17 protein-coding genes and 1 riboswitch are annotated in these 20,745 nt (G+C 38.5%); of the genes, 16 read left to right on the top strand and 1 reads right to left on the bottom strand.

Annotated elements, in window-relative coordinates; genetic code table 11:
- The first annotated feature begins 97 nt into the window (after positions 1 to 97).
- The 11 genes from RHP56_RS09680 (at position 98) to RHP56_RS09630 (ending at position 12,559) form a co-directional block, all read left to right on the top strand.
- Complete coding sequence (locus RHP56_RS09680) at positions 98 to 910, top strand: Cof-type HAD-IIB family hydrolase (RefSeq protein WP_014325196.1); 813 nt, start codon at positions 98 to 100, stop codon at positions 908 to 910.
- Between the two features lie 100 nt (positions 911 to 1,010).
- On the top strand, positions 1,011 to 1,508 hold the full coding sequence (tpx, locus tag RHP56_RS09675) for a thiol peroxidase (RefSeq protein ID WP_050884456.1): 498 nt from the start codon (positions 1,011 to 1,013) through the stop codon (positions 1,506 to 1,508).
- A gap of 104 nt (positions 1,509 to 1,612) precedes the next feature.
- Complete coding sequence (locus RHP56_RS09670) at positions 1,613 to 2,593, top strand: ribose-phosphate diphosphokinase (protein ID WP_011680491.1); 981 nt, start codon at positions 1,613 to 1,615, stop codon at positions 2,591 to 2,593.
- A 108-nt stretch (positions 2,594 to 2,701) separates the two neighbouring features.
- Positions 2,702 to 3,409, top strand: a complete 708-nt coding sequence (gene yycF, locus RHP56_RS09665) for a response regulator YycF (RefSeq protein ID WP_010281559.1) — start codon at positions 2,702 to 2,704, stop codon at positions 3,407 to 3,409.
- Positions 3,410 to 3,476: 67 nt separating this feature from the next.
- Complete coding sequence (gene walK / locus RHP56_RS09660; protein ID WP_041775208.1) at positions 3,477 to 5,342, top strand: cell wall metabolism sensor histidine kinase WalK; 1,866 nt, start codon at positions 3,477 to 3,479, stop codon at positions 5,340 to 5,342.
- On the top strand, positions 5,332 to 6,624 hold the full coding sequence (locus RHP56_RS09655; protein WP_011680489.1) for a hypothetical protein: 1,293 nt from the start codon (positions 5,332 to 5,334) through the stop codon (positions 6,622 to 6,624). The genes walK and RHP56_RS09655 overlap by 11 nt, the downstream gene beginning before the upstream one ends.
- A 56-nt stretch (positions 6,625 to 6,680) precedes the next feature.
- A complete protein-coding gene (gene yycI / locus RHP56_RS09650; protein ID WP_010289058.1) occupies positions 6,681 to 7,484 on the top strand; it encodes a two-component system regulatory protein YycI in 804 nt (267 codons plus the stop codon).
- Positions 7,485 to 7,544: 60 nt separating this feature from the next.
- Positions 7,545 to 8,684: a S1C family serine protease gene (locus RHP56_RS09645; protein WP_102753628.1), complete on the top strand. Its 1,140-nt coding sequence runs from the start codon at positions 7,545 to 7,547 to the stop codon at positions 8,682 to 8,684.
- Between the two features lie 630 nt (positions 8,685 to 9,314).
- A complete protein-coding gene (rlmH, locus tag RHP56_RS09640) occupies positions 9,315 to 9,794 on the top strand; it encodes a 23S rRNA (pseudouridine(1915)-N(3))-methyltransferase RlmH (RefSeq protein WP_011680487.1) in 480 nt (159 codons plus the stop codon).
- A gap of 93 nt (positions 9,795 to 9,887) precedes the next feature.
- Positions 9,888 to 12,053 (top strand): YhgE/Pip domain-containing protein, encoded by a 2,166-nt coding sequence (locus tag RHP56_RS09635; RefSeq protein ID WP_011680486.1) that lies wholly within the window; start codon positions 9,888 to 9,890, stop codon positions 12,051 to 12,053.
- Between the two features lie 53 nt (positions 12,054 to 12,106).
- The gene (locus tag RHP56_RS09630) at positions 12,107 to 12,559 is read left to right on the top strand and encodes an Rrf2 family transcriptional regulator (protein WP_011680485.1); all 453 of its coding nucleotides are present in this window, start codon (positions 12,107 to 12,109) and stop codon (positions 12,557 to 12,559) included.
- A gap of 84 nt (positions 12,560 to 12,643) precedes the next feature.
- Here the strand turns inward: RHP56_RS09630 and RHP56_RS09625 are convergent, their stop codons facing one another.
- Entirely contained in the window at positions 12,644 to 13,309 is a 666-nt protein-coding gene (locus tag RHP56_RS09625; protein ID WP_010285559.1) for an NAD(P)H-hydrate epimerase, read from the bottom strand.
- A 125-nt stretch (positions 13,310 to 13,434) separates the two neighbouring features.
- Positions 13,435 to 13,603, top strand: a riboswitch (Lysine riboswitch).
- A gap of 97 nt (positions 13,604 to 13,700) precedes the next feature.
- Between RHP56_RS09625 and alr the strand changes: the two genes are divergently transcribed.
- The 5 genes from alr to RHP56_RS09600 all read left to right on the top strand — a co-directional run bounded on the left by alr (position 13,701) and on the right by RHP56_RS09600 (position 20,665).
- Complete coding sequence (gene alr, locus RHP56_RS09620; protein WP_102753537.1) at positions 13,701 to 14,813, top strand: alanine racemase; 1,113 nt, start codon at positions 13,701 to 13,703, stop codon at positions 14,811 to 14,813.
- 9 nt (positions 14,814 to 14,822) lie between these two features.
- Positions 14,823 to 15,917, top strand: coding sequence for an aspartate-semialdehyde dehydrogenase (locus RHP56_RS09615; RefSeq protein ID WP_038534140.1), 1,095 nt, complete (start codon positions 14,823 to 14,825; stop codon positions 15,915 to 15,917).
- Between the two features lie 87 nt (positions 15,918 to 16,004).
- A complete protein-coding gene (locus RHP56_RS09610) occupies positions 16,005 to 17,012 on the top strand; it encodes a YdcF family protein (protein ID WP_102753536.1) in 1,008 nt (335 codons plus the stop codon).
- Between the two features lie 88 nt (positions 17,013 to 17,100).
- Positions 17,101 to 18,882, top strand: coding sequence for an ABC transporter ATP-binding protein (locus RHP56_RS09605; RefSeq protein WP_084014667.1), 1,782 nt, complete (start codon positions 17,101 to 17,103; stop codon positions 18,880 to 18,882).
- Positions 18,866 to 20,665 carry an ABC transporter ATP-binding protein gene (locus tag RHP56_RS09600; RefSeq protein ID WP_011680480.1) on the top strand — a complete coding sequence of 600 codons (1,800 nt, stop codon included), beginning with the start codon at positions 18,866 to 18,868 and terminating at the stop codon, positions 20,663 to 20,665. The genes RHP56_RS09605 and RHP56_RS09600 overlap by 17 nt, the downstream gene beginning before the upstream one ends.
- Positions 20,666 to 20,745: the final 80 nt, after the last annotated feature.

Here is a 20,745-nt window from a genome sequence, read left to right as displayed (position 1 = left end):
TTTGTTGTTTATAATGCAATTAATAATATACAAATTAATGTTTTGAATGCGCTGCTGTTTGGTATAATAATAGTATCCCTAAAAATGGAGTCAAAACATGTCAGAGATAAAAATTGTGTCTATCGATATTGACGGCACATTGATTAACGATGAGCGTCAAATTCCGTTAGATGTAAAATCTGCAGTTCAACAGGCACTTGCACAAGATGTCAAAGTTGTTATTACAACCGGTCGACCACTTCCTGGTGTTCGCAATATATTAGACGAGTTAGGCATTGTAGGCAGCGAACAGTATGTCATTACACATAATGGTGGCTTAATGCAAACTGCTGATGGCTCTCAAATTTTGTTTCATGCTGCACTAGATTTGGCAGAGTATAAAGAGCTAAATACCTTTATGCGTGAGCAAAAGACGTATATTCAAGCTGAGGATCAGTTCGCGGCTTATACGACCAATCGTTTAATTCATCGTTGGGCTAGTTTTGAAAATTCTCTTGTAAATTTGCCGTTACATATTGTTAATAATGACAATGAGCTGGAGCATGTTGAAATTATTAAGGGCATTGCCAACGCTGAATCTGACGATTTGGATAACGTACAAGCGAATGTGCCAACAAGTATTTCTGACAAAATGTCAGTGATTCGGTCAACTGCCAATAACCTAGAGTTTATCAACAAAGATGCTTCGAAAGGCAATGCACTTGAAGCTCTGGCAAAAGCATTAAATGTTGATATTAAAAACACAATGGCAATTGGTGATCAAGAAAATGATTATTCAATGATTGAGCGCGCAGGATTAGGTGTTGCCATGGGTAATGCAATTGAAAAAATTAAAACAATAGCTGACATCGAGACAGCAACAAACAATGATTCCGGTGTAGCGCGGGTCTTAGAAGAATATGTTCTTTAAAAGACAGTTATATTTTAGTTTTGACACAGCTGCAGTTATAATCTGTGTAGATTACTTAATTTAAAATATTCCGATATATAAGCCAAGGAGGCAAAAAAAGATGAACGTTCTGTTAAATGGTAATAAAGTTGCATTGGAAGGCGATCCCCTTAAAGTTGGTGATGAGGTGCCTCATTTCAAATTAGTTGACCAAAACAATGAAAAAGTTAAGACGGCCGATTTGTTAGGAAAAGTGATGTTGCTTTCTGTCGTTCCGGATTTAAATACAGATATTTGCTCATTACAGACACGTCGATTTAACCAAGCTGTGGATCAATATACAGATGTTAATTTTGTGACTATCTCCACAAATACAGCAGCAGAGCAACGTGATTGGTGCGCAGCTGAAGGGGTACACAACATGCGTATGCTTTCAGATGAGCAAGAATCATTTGGATACGCAACTAAGTTATATGTACCAGACACTGGTTTTGACACACGATCGATTTACATTATCGATGCGGCAGGCGTGGTCCTTTATTCGCAAATTGTACCAGAAATTTCTGATGAACCTGATTATGATGCAGCTTTGACAGCATTATCAAATGTCATAGCATAATATCTTATTTAAAACTTGTAATAAGACCTGTATTTAAATGTTTTTTTTGGTAAAATGAATACAGTAATACTACAATAGCTACCTATAAAAACTCGGAGTTAGACATGCCAGAACCTAAATTGAAACTTTTTTCACTCAGCTCAAACGAACCACTTGCGCAAAAGATTGCCGATTCGGTTGGTGTTCCGTTGAGCCGTATTTCCGTTAAACGCTTTGCTGATGGTGAAGTGCAAATTAACATTGAGGAAAGTATTCGTGGCGATAATGTTTTTGTTATTCAATCGACTTCAGCACCCGTGAATGATAATTTGATGGAGCTATTGATTATGATTGATGCATTGCGTCGTGCAAGTGCAAATCAAATCAATGTTGTTCTGCCGTATTATGGCTACGCACGTCAAGATCGCAAAGCGCGTTCTCGTGAGCCAATCACAGCTAAGTTGGTAGCTAATATGTTAGAACGTGCCGGAGCTACACGTGTATTAGCATTAGACCTTCATGCCGCTCAAATTCAAGGTTTCTTTGATATTCCAATGGATCACCTACAAGGCGCCCCATTATTAGCAGATTATTTGATTGAATCAGGCATTGCTGATAAAAAAAATGCGGTTGTTGTTTCCCCTGACCACGGTGGGATGACACGCGCGCGTAATTTGAATAATATGTTAGAACTTGAGTCACCAGTTGCAGTGATTGATAAGCGCCGTCCAAAACCAAACGTGGCTGAAGTTGGCAGCATTGTTGGTGATGTTGAAGGTAAAACGGCTATCATGATTGATGATATGATTGACACTGCTGGAACGATAACGCAAGGTGCTCAACTTGTTATGGAACACGGTGCCAAAGAGGTTTATGTAGTAGCATCGCATGCTGTTTTCTCCGGGCCAGCCATTGAACGTCTACAGAATTCAGTGTTTAAAAAAGTTATTCTAACTGATTCAATCAATTTACCAGAAGATAAGAAATTTGAGAAATTAGAAATTGTTTCTGTTGGAGAGCTGATTGGTGAGGCAATTACCCGTATTAGCAAAAATGAGGCGATTAGTTCTTTGTTTAAAAATCGCTTCTACCGACGTGGACATTAATAAAATATTGTTGCATTTTTATGAGAACAAGTGACATTGCTTGTTCTTTTCGTTTACCCGAAATGTTATAATGAAAAGAAACGACACATATACGATAGGAGTTCTGCCATGAGTAAAGTATTAGTTGTGGACGATGAAAAACCGATTTCTGATATTATTAAATTTAACCTAACCAAAGAAGGCTACGATGTAGTCACCGCTGCGGATGGGCAAGAAGCATTAGATATGTATAATGATGAAAATCCTGATTTGGTTTTACTAGATCAGATGTTACCAGAAGTAGATGGTATCGAGGTTTTGCGTCAAATCCGTTCTAAGTCAGATGTGCCTGTCATCATGGTGACCGCTAAGGATAGTGAGATTGATAAGGTTCTTGGTTTAGAAATGGGAGCCGATGATTATGTAACTAAACCATTTTCTAATCGTGAATTGGTTGCACGAGTTAAGGCTAATTTGCGAAGTCGAAAGTCTGTTTCGCAAACTTCTGAAGAGACTTTTAATAGTACAGAAGATATTCACTTAGGTGATTTAGTAATCCATCCCCAAGCCTATATGGTTTCAAAGGATGGTGCTGATATTGAGTTAACGCATCGTGAATTTGAATTATTATATTATTTAGCACAACATATTGGACAGGTGATGACACGTGAACACTTGTTACAGCAAGTTTGGGGCTATGATTATTTTGGTGACGTACGTACAGTAGATGTTACGGTTCGACGATTACGTGAGAAAATTGAAGACAATCCTAGCCATCCTAATTGGCTAGCAACACGTCGTGGCGTCGGATATTATTTACGCCCATCAGAAGAATAAATGAATGAAATTTAAGTTTACGCGTACATAATGAGGGGAAGAATGCTCGCCATTGAGCATAATGAAGATGACGTCAATTACTAAATTTTTCCAATCTATTCGTTTTCGCATCACACTTGTTTTTGTGCTGCTAATGATTATCGCACTCGAACTTTTGGGTGCTTTTTTCGTACGCCAAATGGAACGTCAGAACTTAAGGACATTCCAACAACAGATCACCTTACCTAAATATGTTACTGATCCAATTAACACTGCTTTACGTAATAGTAACTCTGATGAAGGCAATCATGAAATCCAAGACGTTTTGTCAGGATTAAACAATACCAACATTGAAGAAGTACAAGTTATTGATAAAACTGGAACAATTCGAGGAACGACTTCTGTATCAGGTCAGCAAACGATCAGCCAAAAAACGACCGACATTAATGCACAAAAGGCGCTTGCTGGGGACCAGTCGTATGTTGCCACTCGAACGATCAATGAAAACGGCGAGCGTAAAGAAATCATGACGACACCTCTAGGGGTGACTACGGGGAGATTAAAAGACGTCTCCGGTGTTATTGTTGTAAAAGCCAGTTTATTGCCAGTATATAAGAATATTAACAGTGTCATGCGACTGTTTATTATTGCTGGCTTGATTGCACTAGTTGCCAGTGTGGCGCTGGCCCTATTTTTAGCAAGAACCTTAACAAGACCAATTGAACAAATCAGTGAACAGACGACTAAAATTGCTGAAGGTGATTACTCGATGGTGAATCACATTTATGGTTCTGATGAGTTAAGCCAATTGGCATTATCGGTTAATGATCTATCTACGCGTATCGAAGAGTCAACAGAAACAGTCAATGCGGAGCGTAATCGTTTGGATTCCGTTTTGACACATATGGCGGATGGTGTTTTAGCGGCTAATCGCCGTGGTGAAGTCACCATTATTAATCAGGCTGCAGCAGATTTTGTAGGGGTTAACCGGGAAGATGCCCTTGGACAAAATGTTGTTAGTCTCTTACGTTTGGAGGGCAAACGTACATTACGTGATATATTGGAAAATCTAAATGATTTTAGAGTAGACTTATCAGATGATAGTAAAGAACTGTTAGTCCAGACCTATGTTTCTTTGATTAAACGCCAATCTGGTTTTATTTCTGGATTAGTTGTGGTCCTACATGATATTACCGAGCAACAACGTATAGATTCTGAACGGCGTATGTTTGTTTCCAATGTATCGCACGAATTAAGAACACCTTTGACTTCAGTTCGATCCTATGTGGATGCTTTGGCAGAAGGCGCTATTGATGACCCAGAAATGGCGCAAAACTTTTTGGGTGTTGTTCAAGATGAAACACAGCGTATGATTCGAATGATTAATGATTTGTTGGAGCTATCGCGTCTAGATCAAGGCACGATGGAGGTCAAGCTAGAAGTTATTAATTTAAACAGTTTGTTTAACTTTGTTTTGAATCGTTTTGATATGATTTTGGAAAGTGACGCTAAAAACGAAAACACAATCACTAAAAACTATAATATTTTGCGTGAATTTACCAAGGAAGATGTTTGGGTTGAAGTTGATCCGGACAAGTTTACTCAGGTATTAGACAATATCATGAATAATGCGGTGAAATATTCACCAGACGGCGGAACCATAACAGCCCGACTGATTAAGACAAAAACACGTGCAATCTTAAGCATCTCTGATCAAGGGCTAGGCATTCCAAGAAAAGACTTGGATAATATATTTAATCGTTTCTTCCGAGTTGATAAATCAAGGTCCCGTGCGCAGGGTGGAACAGGGCTAGGATTGGCTATTTCTAAGGAAGTGGTTGAAAAGTTTAATGGTCGTATTTGGGTTGATTCAGTTGAAAATAAGGGCTCTACCTTCTATATTTCGTTAGCTTATGTTGACGAAGAACCGGAGGACGATTGGGATGCAGAATAATCGATCAGTCCAAGGTGTTATGATCAATATTTTATTGACGATTGCTATTATTGTTTCTATTGTACTAACTGCATTAATATTCATTTCAGCAGGCAGTCAAGAGGCGCCGACACAAACGGATCAACAATCGCAACAAGCTTCCGAGTTGTTTAGACCTACGAACTACATTGTGAATGATAAAAGTGGCAAACAGCATATGGTTATGCACACCACGAATGCGCAATATAAAAGTATTCATCAGTATTTAGCAAATTCTAGAATGACGAATCCTACGCAAAGAAAAGCAACTAATAAGCAGATTAGTCAATTACTGGATAAAACGCAAACTGCCTTGTATCACTATCCAGACGTTGTGCCAATTGAATATTTTAATTCTTATTATTCTCAGCGTGTATCAACGCATAAAAGTTTTAACTTTAACTATGTTGTTGTGCCACTTAACCATTCTAAAAAAGCATATTTTGTGAATACACAGTCTAAAACGATTACGACAGTTACTATTAGCAAAATTGATACAACTGAGGCATGGAAGGTCGCTGCTCGGTTGCCCAAAGCTTTAACGGTAAACTTTAAAGTGGTTAACGGACATGTGATGTTGAACTACCCAAAAGAGTTTAAATTACCTGTGTACTCTTATTTAGTGAATCATCGTGATCCAACGACTTATGTATCAGCACTCTTAGGGACTACAAATCAGTTAACCCAGACCACTGAGAACAATAAAAAAATTTATACTAATAAATACAGTAATCAACAAATCATTTATGATCCAGATTTAGAAACAGTGACCTTTACAGATAATCGAACGACTGGTACATTACAGCGCAGCTATTACAATCGGTTGAATGTCGGTTTTTCGCAAATTAATTTGTTACAGTTAGATCTCTCTGATACGCGCTTTTACCAGAGCCGTGATAATGGGAAGGATATTACTTATCGAACGTTTGTTGAAGGGCTACCAGTTTATTACCAATCAAAAACTGGTGCTATTCATATGACGTTAGATAAATACGGTAACCTAACAAGTACCTATTCGCTAAATGAGTTGGGTGTGCCGGTTCCTAATACGCAAGAAGATGTTACTTTACCAAAAGCAGCAGATGTTTTGGCTAAGTTACAACAAGCTGGTGTCAAAAGTAGTGAGTATTATTCTATTGCACCAGGCTATGAATGGTTGGCTAACAAAGAAAATAACGTTTCAGTCAACATGAATCCTACATGGATGATTGAAACGCCAACGGGTTGGATGAGCGTCAATACGTTTCTAGCTAATCGAGAATAGTTTCCAATCAGGATGATTCAGGGTTCTGAAAACTATGAAAGGAGAAATACGTTTTTATGCAATTTAGACGACTAAAAATATTAATGACGATGTTATTCATCTTTTTGGACGTGTTTCTCTTTTTTTGGTGGCGTAGTAATCAGAGACCAAGTATTAAAGTAACCGACGCCAATGCGAATATCATTAGTGAGATTAAAAATCAAAAAATAAAAGTAGCTAACTTTAGTACTTCGGTTACTTATGCTAGTTATTTAGCTGGTAAACGATCAAATAGTTTAATGTCAACGATTGATAAGTTGTCAAACTTCAATGCAAATATTAATAATCAGACGCTCTACGTGACTTTCAATAAAACATCGCAACTAGGTAGAGGGAATACTAGTAGTAGCAGTAGTGGTAAGAAAGCTGCGGCGGATGACGTTGAGGCGTCAAAGATAGCACGTAATGCAGGATATCGATATAATCCTATTCTGTCTAAAGTTAATGTGAAAAATCGTGTAACCTATTCTCAGTATATTGATAATTTGCCGGTCATCGCTAAACAAGGGCTGATGATCTTTAACAAAGATAAAGACCGTAAGGTAACTGATTTTACACAAACTAAAATAACTAAGGTTACAGTATTGCGCGATGAACGTGCAACAATTACAGAGGAAGCCGCAATTGTCGCTCTCTATAAATTCAATGAGCTAAATAGTGGTGATAAATTATCAAAGGGCGCTCTATCATATGATACATCGGTAAAGGTTAATGGCTATGACATTTATTTACCGGTATGGGTATTTGTTGTAACACACGCAAATGGCAGCACAGGGATTTTGAAAATCAATGCCTTTACGAGCGACAATTTATCAGAATAATTTAATTTTTGCTTAACTTCAAATTGATAAAATAAAATAAATATAGTCGAGAGGTGACTAATGGTACAATCAGCATTAACAAAAACGTTGTTAACTGGCGTCATTGCTGGTGTTGTTGGTGGAGGAGCAATTTTGTATGGGCAGCAGGGTGTACAATTGTTACAAAATCAAAATCAAAAAGTGAGTACGACAGCAACAAGTACAAAAACGATTGCCAAGAATGCAACTGCTACATCAGCTTATAATAAGGTATCAGATGCAGTTGTATCTGTATTGAACTTTACTAAATCCAGTCAAGGTAGTTATCAAGAATCGTCAGAAGGTTCTGGCGTGATCTATAAAAAAACGGATGGATCGGCATTTATTGTAACCAATAATCACGTAATCACTGGAGCGGCTAAAATTCAAGTTATGCTGCACAGTGGGAAGAAAGTGACCGCTACATTAGTCGGCAAAGATGCGATGACTGACTTAGCTGTTCTGAAAATCGGCGGCACAGACGTTACAACAACTGCACAATTTGGCGATTCAAGTAAAATAACTGTTGGTGAAAACGTCTTGGCAATTGGTTCGCCGCTGGGATCTGAGTATGCTTCGTCAGTGACGCAAGGCATCATTTCGGCCAAGAAAAGGTTAGTTGAGGCAACATCTGAAAATGGTCAAAATTATGGTGGATCCACGGTTATTCAGACGGATGCTGCTATTAATCCTGGTAACTCAGGTGGACCATTAATCAACTTTGCAGGACAAGTTATTGGTATTAACTCAATGAAGTTATCAACATCTTCTTCTGGAACGAGCGTTGAGGGGATGGGTTTTGCAATTCCTTCTGATCAAGTCGTTGACATTGTTAACAAATTAGTCAAAGATGGTAAAGTCACACGACCAGCAATTGGCATTAGTTTGATTAATTTGTCAGAAGTAACAGCTTCTGAGCAAAAATCAACATTGAAAATTCCAGATAGCGTTACTGGTGGTGTTGTTGTAATGAGTTTGACTAACAATGGCCCAGCAGATAAAGCTGGATTGAAGAAGTACGACGTTATTGTTGGCATTAATGGTAAAAAGGTCAGCTCACAGGCTGATCTGCGAGAAGAACTCTACAAGCATTCGCTTGGGGACACAATAACATTGACTTATTATCATCAGGATACTAAGCAAAACGTCAAGGTTAAATTAACACAGAAATTAGCAAGCTAACAAAAATGTTAGCTTTTTCTTTACTCTTGTTTGACTTTTATTAAAAAATATGTATTTTCTGTAAATGTTGAAAACAAGCTGAAAATGTTGACAATTTGTGGACTAAATACCAGAAAATGTGGAAAAGACGTTTAAATACGTGGATAAGTGCTTTGTTTTTATAAGAAATAATAAATATTGGTAATTTTAGGCAATATTTAGGGAAAAATGGGCAGTTTTTAGACGCATATCAGCAATGTTCGTGTATTGAAGCGATTAAAGAAATAACACTGATGCAATGCTATTTAGAATATATTTTCCGAACAATGTAAAGAAAATTTACTTTAAACATTAGTCGAACGCGTGTGCTTATCCACAATTGTGTACAACTTTGTGGATAACTGTGGATAACTTGCGGGAAAATATCTATAATTTGTCTAAATAAGAGTAAAATAACGTTTATAAAGTTATCCACATTTTTTTTGAAATTAAAAAAAACAGTGGATAACTTAAAAAGCGAACAGCGAAAAGAGTTGGTATAAAAGCTTTTTCAGAAAAAAATATTTTTTTTGTTCGTGTGGATAACATCGGATATAATGAATATAGGTAATCAACCAAAAATATTAAGAAATTGTAAAGAGTAGGTTTGAAATGAATATTAAATTAATCACGGTCGGGAAACTAAAGGAAAAGTATTTAACAGAAGGCATTGCGGAGTATACAAAACGATTATCTCGCTTTTGTAAAGTTCAAGTAGTTGAGTTGATTGATGAAAAGACGCCGGAAAATGCTAGTGAAGCACAGAATAATCAAATTATGGCTAGAGAAGGGGAGCGAATTCAAGCGAAAATTGGTTCGCGTGATTATGTTATTGTGCTAGCAATAGAAGGGAAACAGTTTCCTTCCGAGGAATTTTCTCAAAAACTTGAAGCCATTGCGGTTAATGGCTATTCGGACATTACTTTTATTATTGGTGGTTCTCTTGGATTATCTAAGGCAATCAAGCAAAGGGCGAACCTAAAGATGAGCTTTGGGTTGCTGACCTTGCCACATCAATTAATGCGTCTTGTACTGATTGAGCAAATTTATCGTGCTTTTATGATTCAACAAGGATCACCGTATCATAAGTAACATGTAAAAAAATGAAAACTATTGTTGCATTTTCATCTTTCCGTGTCTATAATATATCCATAGATAAAAAATATACACGAAAGAGTGCGAAGTATGAGGAAGTTTTTTGAGAATTCAGAATGGAACCGTGTTCGAAAAATCAGGGGGTTACCATTATTATTGGTTGGTATTACACTCATTCCGAGTTTATACGCAGTCATTTTTTTGTCGTCACTTTGGGATACTTATGGTAGAGTGGACCATCTTCCAGTTGCGATTGTTAATCAAGATAAGACCGCAAAGATTAATGGAAAGTCACAGAATATAGGCGATGATTTAACTAAAAAATTGCTTGACAGCAAGCAATTAAAATTAACTAAGACTTCGGCTGAAAAAGCTAAAAAAGGACTTGCATCTGGAAAGTATTACATGACCATCACGATACCGAAGTCCTTTACTAAGAATTCAGGTACGCTGTTGGATGCTAAGCCAGTCAAGCCTGAGATTAAAATTGCGCATAATACAGGGCAAGGATTCATTGCTGAAAAATTAACGGCTTCCGCGGCTGATAAAGTACAGGCAAATGTCTCAAAATCACTGCAAGGTGTTTATAATAAAACAATTTTAAATGCAACAGCCTCCTCAAAAAAAGGTTTTCAATCGGGATCTAAAGGTGCTACACAACTTGGGAGTGGTTTATCACAATTACAAGATGGTACTAAAAAATTGCAAGATGGTACAACACAGCTCCAAACTGGTACTTCACAGTTGGCAACGGGCTTGTCACAGTATACAAATGGCGTGTCGTCCGCTAATACTGGTGCTCAGCAGTTAACTTCAGGTGCTCAACAACTTGCCACACAGCTCCAAAAGGTTTCTGACGAGATTAATACAAAGCAAAGTGCTAAGGCGGCTGATTTAAAGCAGCTTGATACAGGCTTGACGCAACTGACACAGGGCTTGCAAAAACTAAGTAAGGTTGAATCACCAACGGTAACTGTTGATTCAACAAAGCTTAACGAAGCGTCCGAAAAGCTGTCAGCTGGATTAACTGGTGCTGGGAAAGACGCAGCTGCTTTCAAAGCATTAGCTCAAGATGCTGATTTCCAAAAATTTTTACAAGAAAATCCTACTGTTGCTGCTAAATATCAAGCAGCATTAAGTGATTTGGCTGAAAATGTGCAATCAAGTGCAACAGCAGCCACTACAATTCAAAATCAATTAACTACATTAAAAGCTATGTTGCCACAATTACAAGCGTTGCAGGCAGAAATTCCAGAATTACAGAAACTCGGTCAACAAGGATCCATTGCCACTCAAGGCGCGCAAACAGCCATTAAAACACTAAATGACAGCTTAACTACCGTCAGCCAAGGAATAGCTAACCAAGCAGTACCAGGTGCTCAGCAGCTAGCGCAAGGATCATCTCAATTAACTACAGGACTTGGACAGTTAGCCGCCAAAAACGATACACTTAATAGTAGTGTTTCGCAATTAAATGATGGCACGACACAGTTACTTACTGGTGAAAATCAAGCTAGTGAGGCCTTACAGCAGGCAGGTACTGGTGCAACCACTTTAGCGAATAAATTAGCTGATGGTGCTGTGAAATTGTCAGCTATACACAATAAGAAATCAAATGTGGTAGCATTATCACAGCCAGTCAAGCAAAAATCATCTAATTTATCAAAGGTTCCTAACAACGGAACTGGAATGGCGCCATATATGATGTCTGTTGGGTTATTTGTTGGTATGATCACATTTACGACCATATTTGATTTCATGACGGTTTCTAAAAAGCCAAAAAATGGTTTCACATGGTGGGCTAATAAGCAGTTAATTAATGCGCCAGTTTTTATTGGACAAGCACTGATTATGACTGGTTTACTCTTCTTAGTGGATGGCATGGAAGCGCAGCGGCCAGCGATGACATTTGTTGTAGCCTTAGCAGCATCCTTTGGGTTCAATCAGTTTGTTGTCTTGTTTAATGTGCTAATTGGTAAACTAGGGTCAGGGATTATGCTGGTTTTGATGGTATTACAACTGAGTGCTAGTGCAGGATCTTATCCTATTGAGTTGTCAAACAGCTTTTTTGAGGCAATTCATCCATGGATGCCAATGAGTTACTCTGTCCATGCCTTCCGCGAAACAATTTCTATGGGTGGCAGTGTTGCATCAGACTTAACTGTATTGTTATCCTTAGGAGTGATATCAATGGTACTAACATGGTTTGTGTACCAAATGAAATTAAACCATAATCAGTTAACTTTTAAGCATTAATTTAAAAGCAGTCGGCAGACTGCGTACATAAAGAAATGAAGTTGGAAAAATAAATGAAAATGTCTAGTGCAGTTGAACAAAGTTTGGTTGTCTTGGTTATGTTAGCTTTGCAAAAAGATGGCTTACCTGTTAAAAGTCATGTTTTAAGTGAACACTTAGAAGTATCTGAATCGTACTTAAAAAAAACAATGCGCAAATTAGTTGTTGCAAATTTAATAAAAGCGATCGCTAGTAAGGAAGGTGGTTTCAAATTGGCTCGTAATACCAATGATATTACGTTATTGGATGTTTATGAGGCGATTGAAGGAGAAGATAGCTTTATTCATTCTACCCAATTGGCAGATCGCGTGTTTCCTGCCAAAACTGCTGTCGCTGAAGGAACAAAAGAAGTTCTATCTATTGTCTATGAAGCAGAAAAAGATTTTAAGAAACGGTTAAAACGTACATCAATTGCTGATTTGTTATTGTTTGCTAAAGAAGGAGAAGAAATTGTTGATTGGCGATGAAGTGACACATATTGACTAAAAAAACAGTTTATTAATGCCAACCTGGCATTAATAAACTGTTTTTATATTGTGAAGTATTATATTCTATGCAACAGGTAGCGTCTCCTGTAAACTGAATTCAAAATCATCTGGAATAAGCATCCCGACATCTTTTAAAATAACATTTCCGGAAAGGTAACAACCATTCTGTTGCGTTAAACCAACCTTTGTGAAGCCGAAAGTGACTGTAGTATGAGCTTTAAGAGCAGCGCCACGTACCTCTCCCGTTGTTGCATCAATACCAGTAGGAACATCAACAGCAATGACAGGTTTATCAATGTGGTTGGCCGCTTTAATCATTTTTTGTAAGCCTTCAGGTAGAACGTTGTTCAATCCAACTCCAAATATCGCATCAATAATTAAAGTTGCCTCATTAAAGTCACTTTTTTCAGAACGAACTAAGCCATGCTTTTCAATGATTGCCAGTTGCCGTTTCACACTGTCTTTCGCACGGCTAACGTTTCCGACAAATTGTAATGAGACATTTACGCCTTGAGCGTACAAGAGACGAGCGATTGCTACGCCGTCAGCACCATTATTACCAAGACCAGCTAGTACTAACACATGACTCAAATCGAATCTACCGGCGCCGATAACATCAAGCACTGCCATTGCGGCCCGTTCAATTAATACATCCTGTGGCATACCAATAGTCTCAATCGTGTAATTATCTATTTGCTGCATTTCTGTAGCTGTAACAAGTCGCGTCATAGTTCCCATCATTTCATAAGTTATTAAATTCATTATACGGTGATTTGACAGTGTTATCAATCAAACAAGCGTAAAAATATTGAATTTGACAAATAAAAAAAATTAGAATACAATAATAACAATTTAAGAATCATAGAGGTTGCTGCTGACATTAGTCGCTTGCGGAGTGCTTACAGGTACAATGAAACAGGTTAAAGGGGATGTAGCCGAAGCATTGGTGCTGTGACACCAAGTAGCTGGGCCAATCGGTGAAAAATCGTTGGACTGTCGCGTAAGCGGGGTGCTATGTTATAGATTGCAATTAATTGGGATCCATGGCTGCTACTTGTGCGCTGTGGATTTTTTAATAGAGGAGGTATGCATTCATAGATATCTGTGAATGGGCTAACATATGGTAGAGGCAATAACACGTCCAACACGTCTTGAAGTTTCCAAGAGCGCTGTTGAACATAATATAACGACCGTTAAAAATGTATCAGGTGCAGACAAAGTCTTTTTGACCGTTAAGTCAAATGCCTATGGATTTGGTTTGATTCCTATGGCTCAAGCTGCTGTGGCAGGAGGTATTTATGGCTTAGGTGTAGCTGTTCTTGATGAAGCTATTGCACTGCGGCATGAGCGCATAACCGCACCAATTTTAATTTTAGGTATTTCACAGGTAAAGTATGTTGAACTAATGGCTGTCCAGCATATCATGGCAACTGTTGTTTCATTGGACTGGCTGGAGAAAGCAGAACATCAGTTAACTGGTGAACAGCGATTACCTGTTACACTAGGTATCGATACTGGCATGGGTAGAATTGGGTTTAGAAATCGTGAAACTTTAGCGAAAGCGATACAGTTTGTTTTGGATCATGCTGATAAGTTTGAATATGTTGGACTATCGACGCACTTTGCCGAATCTGATTCATCAGATACCAGGTACTTCCAAAAGCAATTAACACGTTGGCATCAATTGACGGATGACTTGCCAAAACCAAAGTATTATCATGTTGCTAATTCGGGTGCTGCAATGTATCACGCAGAAGAGGTTCCCCATGAGGTTGTCCGCGTAGGAACGGTGCTTTATGGGATTGAGCCCTCTCGTGGTGAACTAGCAGATGGACGTAACCTGAAACCCGTCATGGCCCTTCGGAGCGAGGTAAATTTTGTTAAACGCTTACCTGCTGGTGAAGGTATTAGTTATTCACACAAATATACGACAACTCAAAACGAGTGGATAGGCACTGTTCCTATTGGTTATGGGGATGGTTGGCTACGCAAATTAATGGGGTTCAAGGTTATTATTGACGGTCAATACGCCCCTATTGTAGGGCAAGTAGCAATGGATCAGTTAATGATACGTTTGCCTCGTGAATATCCAGAAGGTACAACGGTAACCTTTATTGGTCAAGATGGAGACTTAGAGAATACAATCGAGGACGTTGCACAGTTTGCAGGTTTGGCGCCCTGGGAAATCACAACAGGACTACAAGATAGAATACATCGTATTTTAGTAGATTAGGAGAAGATAATGACTAGAGAATATAGTGTTGCCATTCTTGGCGCAACAGGTGCTGTGGGCACACGACTTATTGAACAATTAGAGCAATCAACGATTCCCGTGAAGAATATAAAATTGCTTGCTTCGTCACGTTCAGCAGGTAAGACACTTCAATTTAAAGGTACAGACGTGGTTGTTGAGGAAGCAACTCCAGAAAGTTTTGATGGGGTTGATTTAGTTTTGGCTAGCGGTGGTGGTTCAGTTTCAGCACGATTTGCACCCGAAGCTGTGAAACGCGGCGCTGTGGTTGTTGATAATTCAAGCCAATGGCGAATGAATGATGATGTCCCGTTAATTGTTCCTGAAGTTAATGAAGCAGATTTGAAACAACACCAAGGAATTATTGCCAACCCTAACTGTTCAACGATTCAAATGGTTGTTGCTCTAGCGCCCATTAAAGCTAAATATGGTTTGACACGTGTTATCGTGTCAACTTATCAAGCTGCTTCTGGTGCGGGACAATCTGCATGGCAAGAGCTAGTTTCAGAAACTGATGCCCACAATGCTGGTAAAGAAATGCATGCTGAGATTTTGCCGGTTAAAAGTGCTAAGCATCATTATCCCCTAGCTTATAATTTACTGCCACAAATAGATGTTTTTGAAGAAGACGGTTACACTCATGAAGAATGGAAGATGATTCATGAGACTAAAAAAATTATGTTCGGTGATAAAAATTCTAAAGCAGTTAAAGTGACAGCAACTGCGGTCCGGGTACCTGTTCCTATTGGTCATGGCGAGACTGTTTATTTTGAAACGGATGCCGGATCAGGAGCGACAGCCGCTGATATTCAAGCGATTCTGAGTGAAGCCCCAGGTGTTGTTTTGGAAGACAATCCAAAGGAACAGTTGTACCCACAGCCAATTAATGCCGAAGGAAAACGCGAAACATTCGTCGGCCGTGTGCGTCCCGATTTGGAAAATGATGATAGTTTCCATATGTGGGTTGTCTCAGATAACCTGCTTAAAGGTGCTGCTTGGAATACAGTGCAAATTGCAGAACGTCTTGTTGACTTAGACTTGGTCAGAGTCCCAGAAGACGCAGCAAATAAGTTTATCACAGCATAAATTTTTTTAAGAGCGTTCAGCGCTCTTTTTATATCTCAAAAAGCGGTGGCACAACTATGTGTAAAAGCAACGTGTTACAATAGCTTTATGATAGCAATTCTAACAATTTTAACTTTAGCTACAAGTATGTTTTCTTGGCTACTTTGGCATCAAATCAGGATTAACCCGGCAAGTTTACGACTGGGATTTTATGTATTGATTATTGTGATTTTTTTATTTATTGGTCTGCAGGTGATTCAGTTTCCAAGTATATCAGTTGTTCATATAATTAATGAAGCTAAGCTGTTCGTTAAATGGGGGAATATTGCGGGTCTGTTTTTGGTGATTACACTGGCCTATCACAGTTTTCAAAGTTGGCGTAAATGGCAACATAGCCTGCATCAGTTAGTTTTTCCACTAGTGTTGCTTGTGTATGCTATTGCTGATATTGGCATTTGGCTTCTGAATGATGGGTTTCCAATATCTTTAAAACCCATTCTCGTTGTTATCCCATGGTTGTCACTGTACGTTCTTTGGCAATTTTTACAGTTTATTAGCAGTAGTATCTTGTATGGATTGGTGGTTAAACGACCAATCCATGGTCCGATTGTTGTCTTAGGCGGTGGGTTAGTTGATGGACAATATGTTGGTCGAATTGTTGGTAATCGTATTCAGGCAGCTGTTAAAGATGCAACCAAAATGTCAGAGTATCCAACTATCATTTTTTCGGGTGGTCAAGGGAAAGATGAATTAGTTTCTGAGGCAGAAGCTATGAGAGACTTTGCTGTAAAAAGACTAAATGTTCCCTGTGAAAAGACAATATTGGAAGAACATTCTAGAAATACATATGAAAATTTGAGGAATAGTGCTAAATTAACTAACAGTTCATTCACATTTTATACAAGCGAGTATCATGTTTTTCGTGGTGTTTTACTCGCGAAAAAACAAGGAGTTAATGCGCAAGGTCGAGGAGGGTACACGCAGTTTCCGTACCGTGGTATAGCGTTTTTGAGAGAATTTGCTGGCGTGATGAACTTAAATCCAAAACAGCACATTATATATGGTACTGTGTGGTTTGTTAGCAGTGCGATGGTAATTTTAATTAATTTTATATGAATAAAATATAAAAAATCTTTTTAAATATGGTATATTATTTAGATAGATTTAATGAATTATGGAGATTTATACAGTCTGGGAGAATCTTATGACTATTTTTGGCAAATTAATGTGGTTCTTTAAAGAGCACAAACGACTATATATGTTGGGGCTCACTTTTTTGTTTCTGACAGAAGTATCACAAATGGTGTCCCCAGCGTTAATCGGTCGTTTCACTGATGTGATAGTATCCCGACAAATGACGATGCATCAGCTATTTTTCTATGCTGGTGGTATTTTGCTTTTTTCTGTGTTGATGTACATATTTCGTTATACGTGGATTACACATATTTTCCAAGGTTCGGCACTATTAGAAAAAACATTGCGGCAACAATTGTTTGATCACTATTTGAAAATGGATACTACATTTTATCAGCGTCGACGTACGGGAGATTTAATGGCACATGCGACGAACGATTTGTCAGCAGTGCAGAGAGTGGCATCTGGTGGCGTACTGATGCTAGTTGATTCGATTGTTATTATTATTTTTACGGTTATTTCAATGACCCTTGTGGTTGATTGGCGTTTGACGTTGATTGGTGTTTTACCTTTACCATTATTGGCGGCCGGTGTTTGGTATTTATCACCTAAAATGCGACGTGCATTCACATCATCTCAAGAAGCCTTTTCACGATTATCAAACAAGTCTCAAGAATCGATAGCTGGAATTAAAGCTATTAAAACATTGGGGCAAGAAAAACAAGATGTTGATGCTTTTGATGAGGAAATACAAAAGACGATTCAGATCAATAAAAAGGTAGCCGCCATTGACTCCTTGTTTGGACCAATGGCTACGCTGGTGATGACAATTAGTTATGTTGTGATGATTACTTATGGTGGGTCGTTGGTATTGAATGATTCAATTTCAATTGGGCAGCTTGTCTCATTTTCAACTTATTTAGGGTTACTTGTATGGCCGATGTTTGGTTTAGGGCAGTTGTTTAACGTATTGGAACGTGGTAATGCTTCATATATGCGTGTCCAAGAAATTTTATCTGAAAAATCATCAATTATTGAAGATGAGCAGGGCTACGATAGCATATCACATGGTGATGTTGCTATTCGGATTGATCAGTTTAAATATCCAGATGATCAATCGGAAGTTTTGAAAGATATTTCATTGAATATTCGTGCTGGCGAAACTGTCGGTATTGTTGGGCGTGTTGGTGCTGGTAAAACAACCTTAATCAAGCTGTTGCTGCGCCAGTTTGATGGTTATACTGGTCAAATTAGTTTTGCTGGTAAAAACATTAAAGATTATAAATTAAGTGTGTATCACAGAGCGATTGGCTATGTTGCGCAGGAAAATTTTTTGTTTTCAACAACAGTGAGAGATAATATCCGGTTTGCTGATGTCAATAAATCACAAGAGGAAGTGGAAAGTGCTGCTAAAATGGCGGCCTTACATGAAGATATCCTGAACTTTCCGGAGGGATACGACACACAAGTTGGCGAACATGGTGTAAGTTTATCGGGCGGTCAGAAGCAGCGATTGGCTATAGCTCGTGCCTTAATTATCGATCCAGAAATTTTAATTTTAGATGATGCTTTGTCGGCCGTCGACGCACGGACGGAAAAACAAATATTGCATACTTTAAAAACTACCCGGCAAGAGAAAACAACGGTTATTGTTGCTCACAGAATTAGTTCCGTGATGAATGCTAATGAAATTGTAGTCTTTGACCACGGTGAAATTGCTGAACGTGGTCGACATGAAGAACTGATTGCGCAACAAGGATGGTATGCCCAAATGTATGAGCAACAACAATTAGCAACAACGTTTCAACAAAACTTAGAGGGAAAGGGGGATGATGATGACAGAAAAAAATAATTCTGTTTGGGCAAAAAATATTCCTGTTAGAGAACAACTGCATGTTATTTGGACGTTGATTAAAATGGCAAAACCGTTTCGGTCAATGTTTATCGTGGCACTTGTAATTGGCGCGGCTTTTGCGCTATTACAAGCTGCTGCACCACGAGTCATTGCTTACTATATGACGACTTATTTGCATCAAACAAGCAGTGTTCCGCTGAGAATTACGATTAGTTTTGCTGTTTTTGTGGCAGTTATTCGCGTGTTGCAAGCTGTGACAGATGCTTTGAATGCCTACTATTTCACTGTGGCTGGTGAATATGCTTTAGAAGATATGCGATTACGCGTATTTCAAAAGTTACACACATTGGGTATGAAATTTTTCGATGAAATGCCTGCGGGTTCACTGGTAACACGGGTTAATAATGATACGGCATCGTTGACAGATTTTTGGCGATTCTTTATGCAACTTACCTTTGCTGTGATGAGTATGATTGGTGCCTATATTGGCATGTGGACAATTGATGTGCATGCAACCCTCCTTATGATGATTGTTGTACCATTCATTGTGGCTAGTATTATCATTTATCAACGCTTTTCATCACGACTATTTCGCCATATGCGCGAACGTTTGTCGGCATTGAATGCTAAAATTGCTGAAAGTGTCACCGGAATTGATATCATTCAAGAATTTTATCAAGAGGATCGCTTTAAAAAAGAATTCGGCAAAATTAATGGTGAGTACTTTAATGCTCGTTTTAAAATGATCAAGGCTGACGCACTGTTATTAGAACCTATGATTGACATGTTGTTAGGTGGTGCGACGGTTTTAGTTTTATGGTATTTTGGTGAACTTTCCATACAAACAGTTGTCTCAGCAGGTGCTATTTATGCATTTACTACTTATTTAAACAATATTTTTGGCCCCTTGGAAAGTATTATGAATTTATTCAGTCCTTTCCAAGAAGGTTTAGTATCAGGATATCGCATCCTTGGCATCCTCGGTAACGACACTTATGCTCCGGCGCAAAACCCGAATGCTAAGGGAGACATCACTGATGGAAAAATTGAATTTAAGCATGTTAATTTTAGCTATGATGGTCGTCATCCAATCCTAAAAGATTTAACATTTACTGCAAACCCGGGTGATACGGTTGCCTTGGTAGGACATACTGGTTCTGGAAAAAGTTCTACCATTAATACATTAATGCGTTTTTATGACTTTCAATCAGGTGAAATTTTGATTGATGGTCAGGATATTCGTGATATTGCGATGGACAAATTACGCAGCAAAATGGGACTAGTGTTACAAGACCCATTCATGTTCTATGGCGATATTGCGTTTAACATTCGTATGTACAATGACAGTCTTACGGATGAACAAATTAAATTAGCAGCTGAATTTGTGGGTGCCGACGATTTCATAGAAAATTTGGACGGCGGGTATCAAGCTAAAGTACAAGAAGGAGGAAGCAGTTTTTCTGCTGGTGAGAAACAACTGATCAGTTTCGCACGCACAATTGTAGCTAATCCTAAAATATTAATATTGGATGAAGCTACTGCGAACGTGGACACGGAAACAGAAGCAAAAATTCAGAACTCACTGGTTAAAATGCGTCAAGATCGAACCACGATCGCAATTGCCCACAGACTTTCTACTATTAAAGATGCTAATTTAATTTTGGTGCTGGATCAAGGAGAGGTCGTTGAACGTGGAACCCATGATGAACTGCTTGCAGCACGTGGAAGGTATTATGACCTTTATCGATTGCAAGGCGCACAAAGTGGGATAGCGGTATAAGTCAAATATCACAGTGAATGGCTATAACTTCTTGTTATAAAACCTCACATACAGCTTTGACTAAACAGACTAAGTATGCG

This window comes from Leuconostoc sp. C5, assembly GCF_056530425.1.
This window is presented reverse-complemented; position numbering and strand designations above follow the sequence as displayed.

Coding starts and splice junctions, on each gene's coding strand:
- RHP56_RS09655 (WP_011680489.1), top strand. CDS start 5,332: ATGCAGAATAATCGATCAGTCCAAGGTGTTATGATCAATATTTTATTG.
- alr (WP_102753537.1), top strand. CDS start 13,701: ATGGTAGAGGCAATAACACGTCCAACACGTCTTGAAGTTTCCAAGAGC.
- RHP56_RS09625 (WP_010285559.1), bottom strand. CDS start 13,309: ATGACGCGACTTGTTACAGCTACAGAAATGCAGCAAATAGATAATTAC.
- RHP56_RS09630 (WP_011680485.1), top strand. CDS start 12,107: ATGAAAATGTCTAGTGCAGTTGAACAAAGTTTGGTTGTCTTGGTTATG.
- tpx (WP_050884456.1), top strand. CDS start 1,011: ATGAACGTTCTGTTAAATGGTAATAAAGTTGCATTGGAAGGCGATCCC.
- RHP56_RS09615 (WP_038534140.1), top strand. CDS start 14,823: ATGACTAGAGAATATAGTGTTGCCATTCTTGGCGCAACAGGTGCTGTG.
- RHP56_RS09670 (WP_011680491.1), top strand. CDS start 1,613: ATGCCAGAACCTAAATTGAAACTTTTTTCACTCAGCTCAAACGAACCA.
- RHP56_RS09635 (WP_011680486.1), top strand. CDS start 9,888: ATGAGGAAGTTTTTTGAGAATTCAGAATGGAACCGTGTTCGAAAAATC.
- yycI (WP_010289058.1), top strand. CDS start 6,681: ATGCAATTTAGACGACTAAAAATATTAATGACGATGTTATTCATCTTT.
- yycF (WP_010281559.1), top strand. CDS start 2,702: ATGAGTAAAGTATTAGTTGTGGACGATGAAAAACCGATTTCTGATATT.
- walK (WP_041775208.1), top strand. CDS start 3,477: ATGACGTCAATTACTAAATTTTTCCAATCTATTCGTTTTCGCATCACA.
- RHP56_RS09600 (WP_011680480.1), top strand. CDS start 18,866: ATGACAGAAAAAAATAATTCTGTTTGGGCAAAAAATATTCCTGTTAGA.
- RHP56_RS09680 (WP_014325196.1), top strand. CDS start 98: ATGTCAGAGATAAAAATTGTGTCTATCGATATTGACGGCACATTGATT.
- rlmH (WP_011680487.1), top strand. CDS start 9,315: ATGAATATTAAATTAATCACGGTCGGGAAACTAAAGGAAAAGTATTTA.
- RHP56_RS09610 (WP_102753536.1), top strand. CDS start 16,005: ATGATAGCAATTCTAACAATTTTAACTTTAGCTACAAGTATGTTTTCT.
- RHP56_RS09605 (WP_084014667.1), top strand. CDS start 17,101: ATGACTATTTTTGGCAAATTAATGTGGTTCTTTAAAGAGCACAAACGA.
- RHP56_RS09645 (WP_102753628.1), top strand. CDS start 7,545: ATGGTACAATCAGCATTAACAAAAACGTTGTTAACTGGCGTCATTGCT.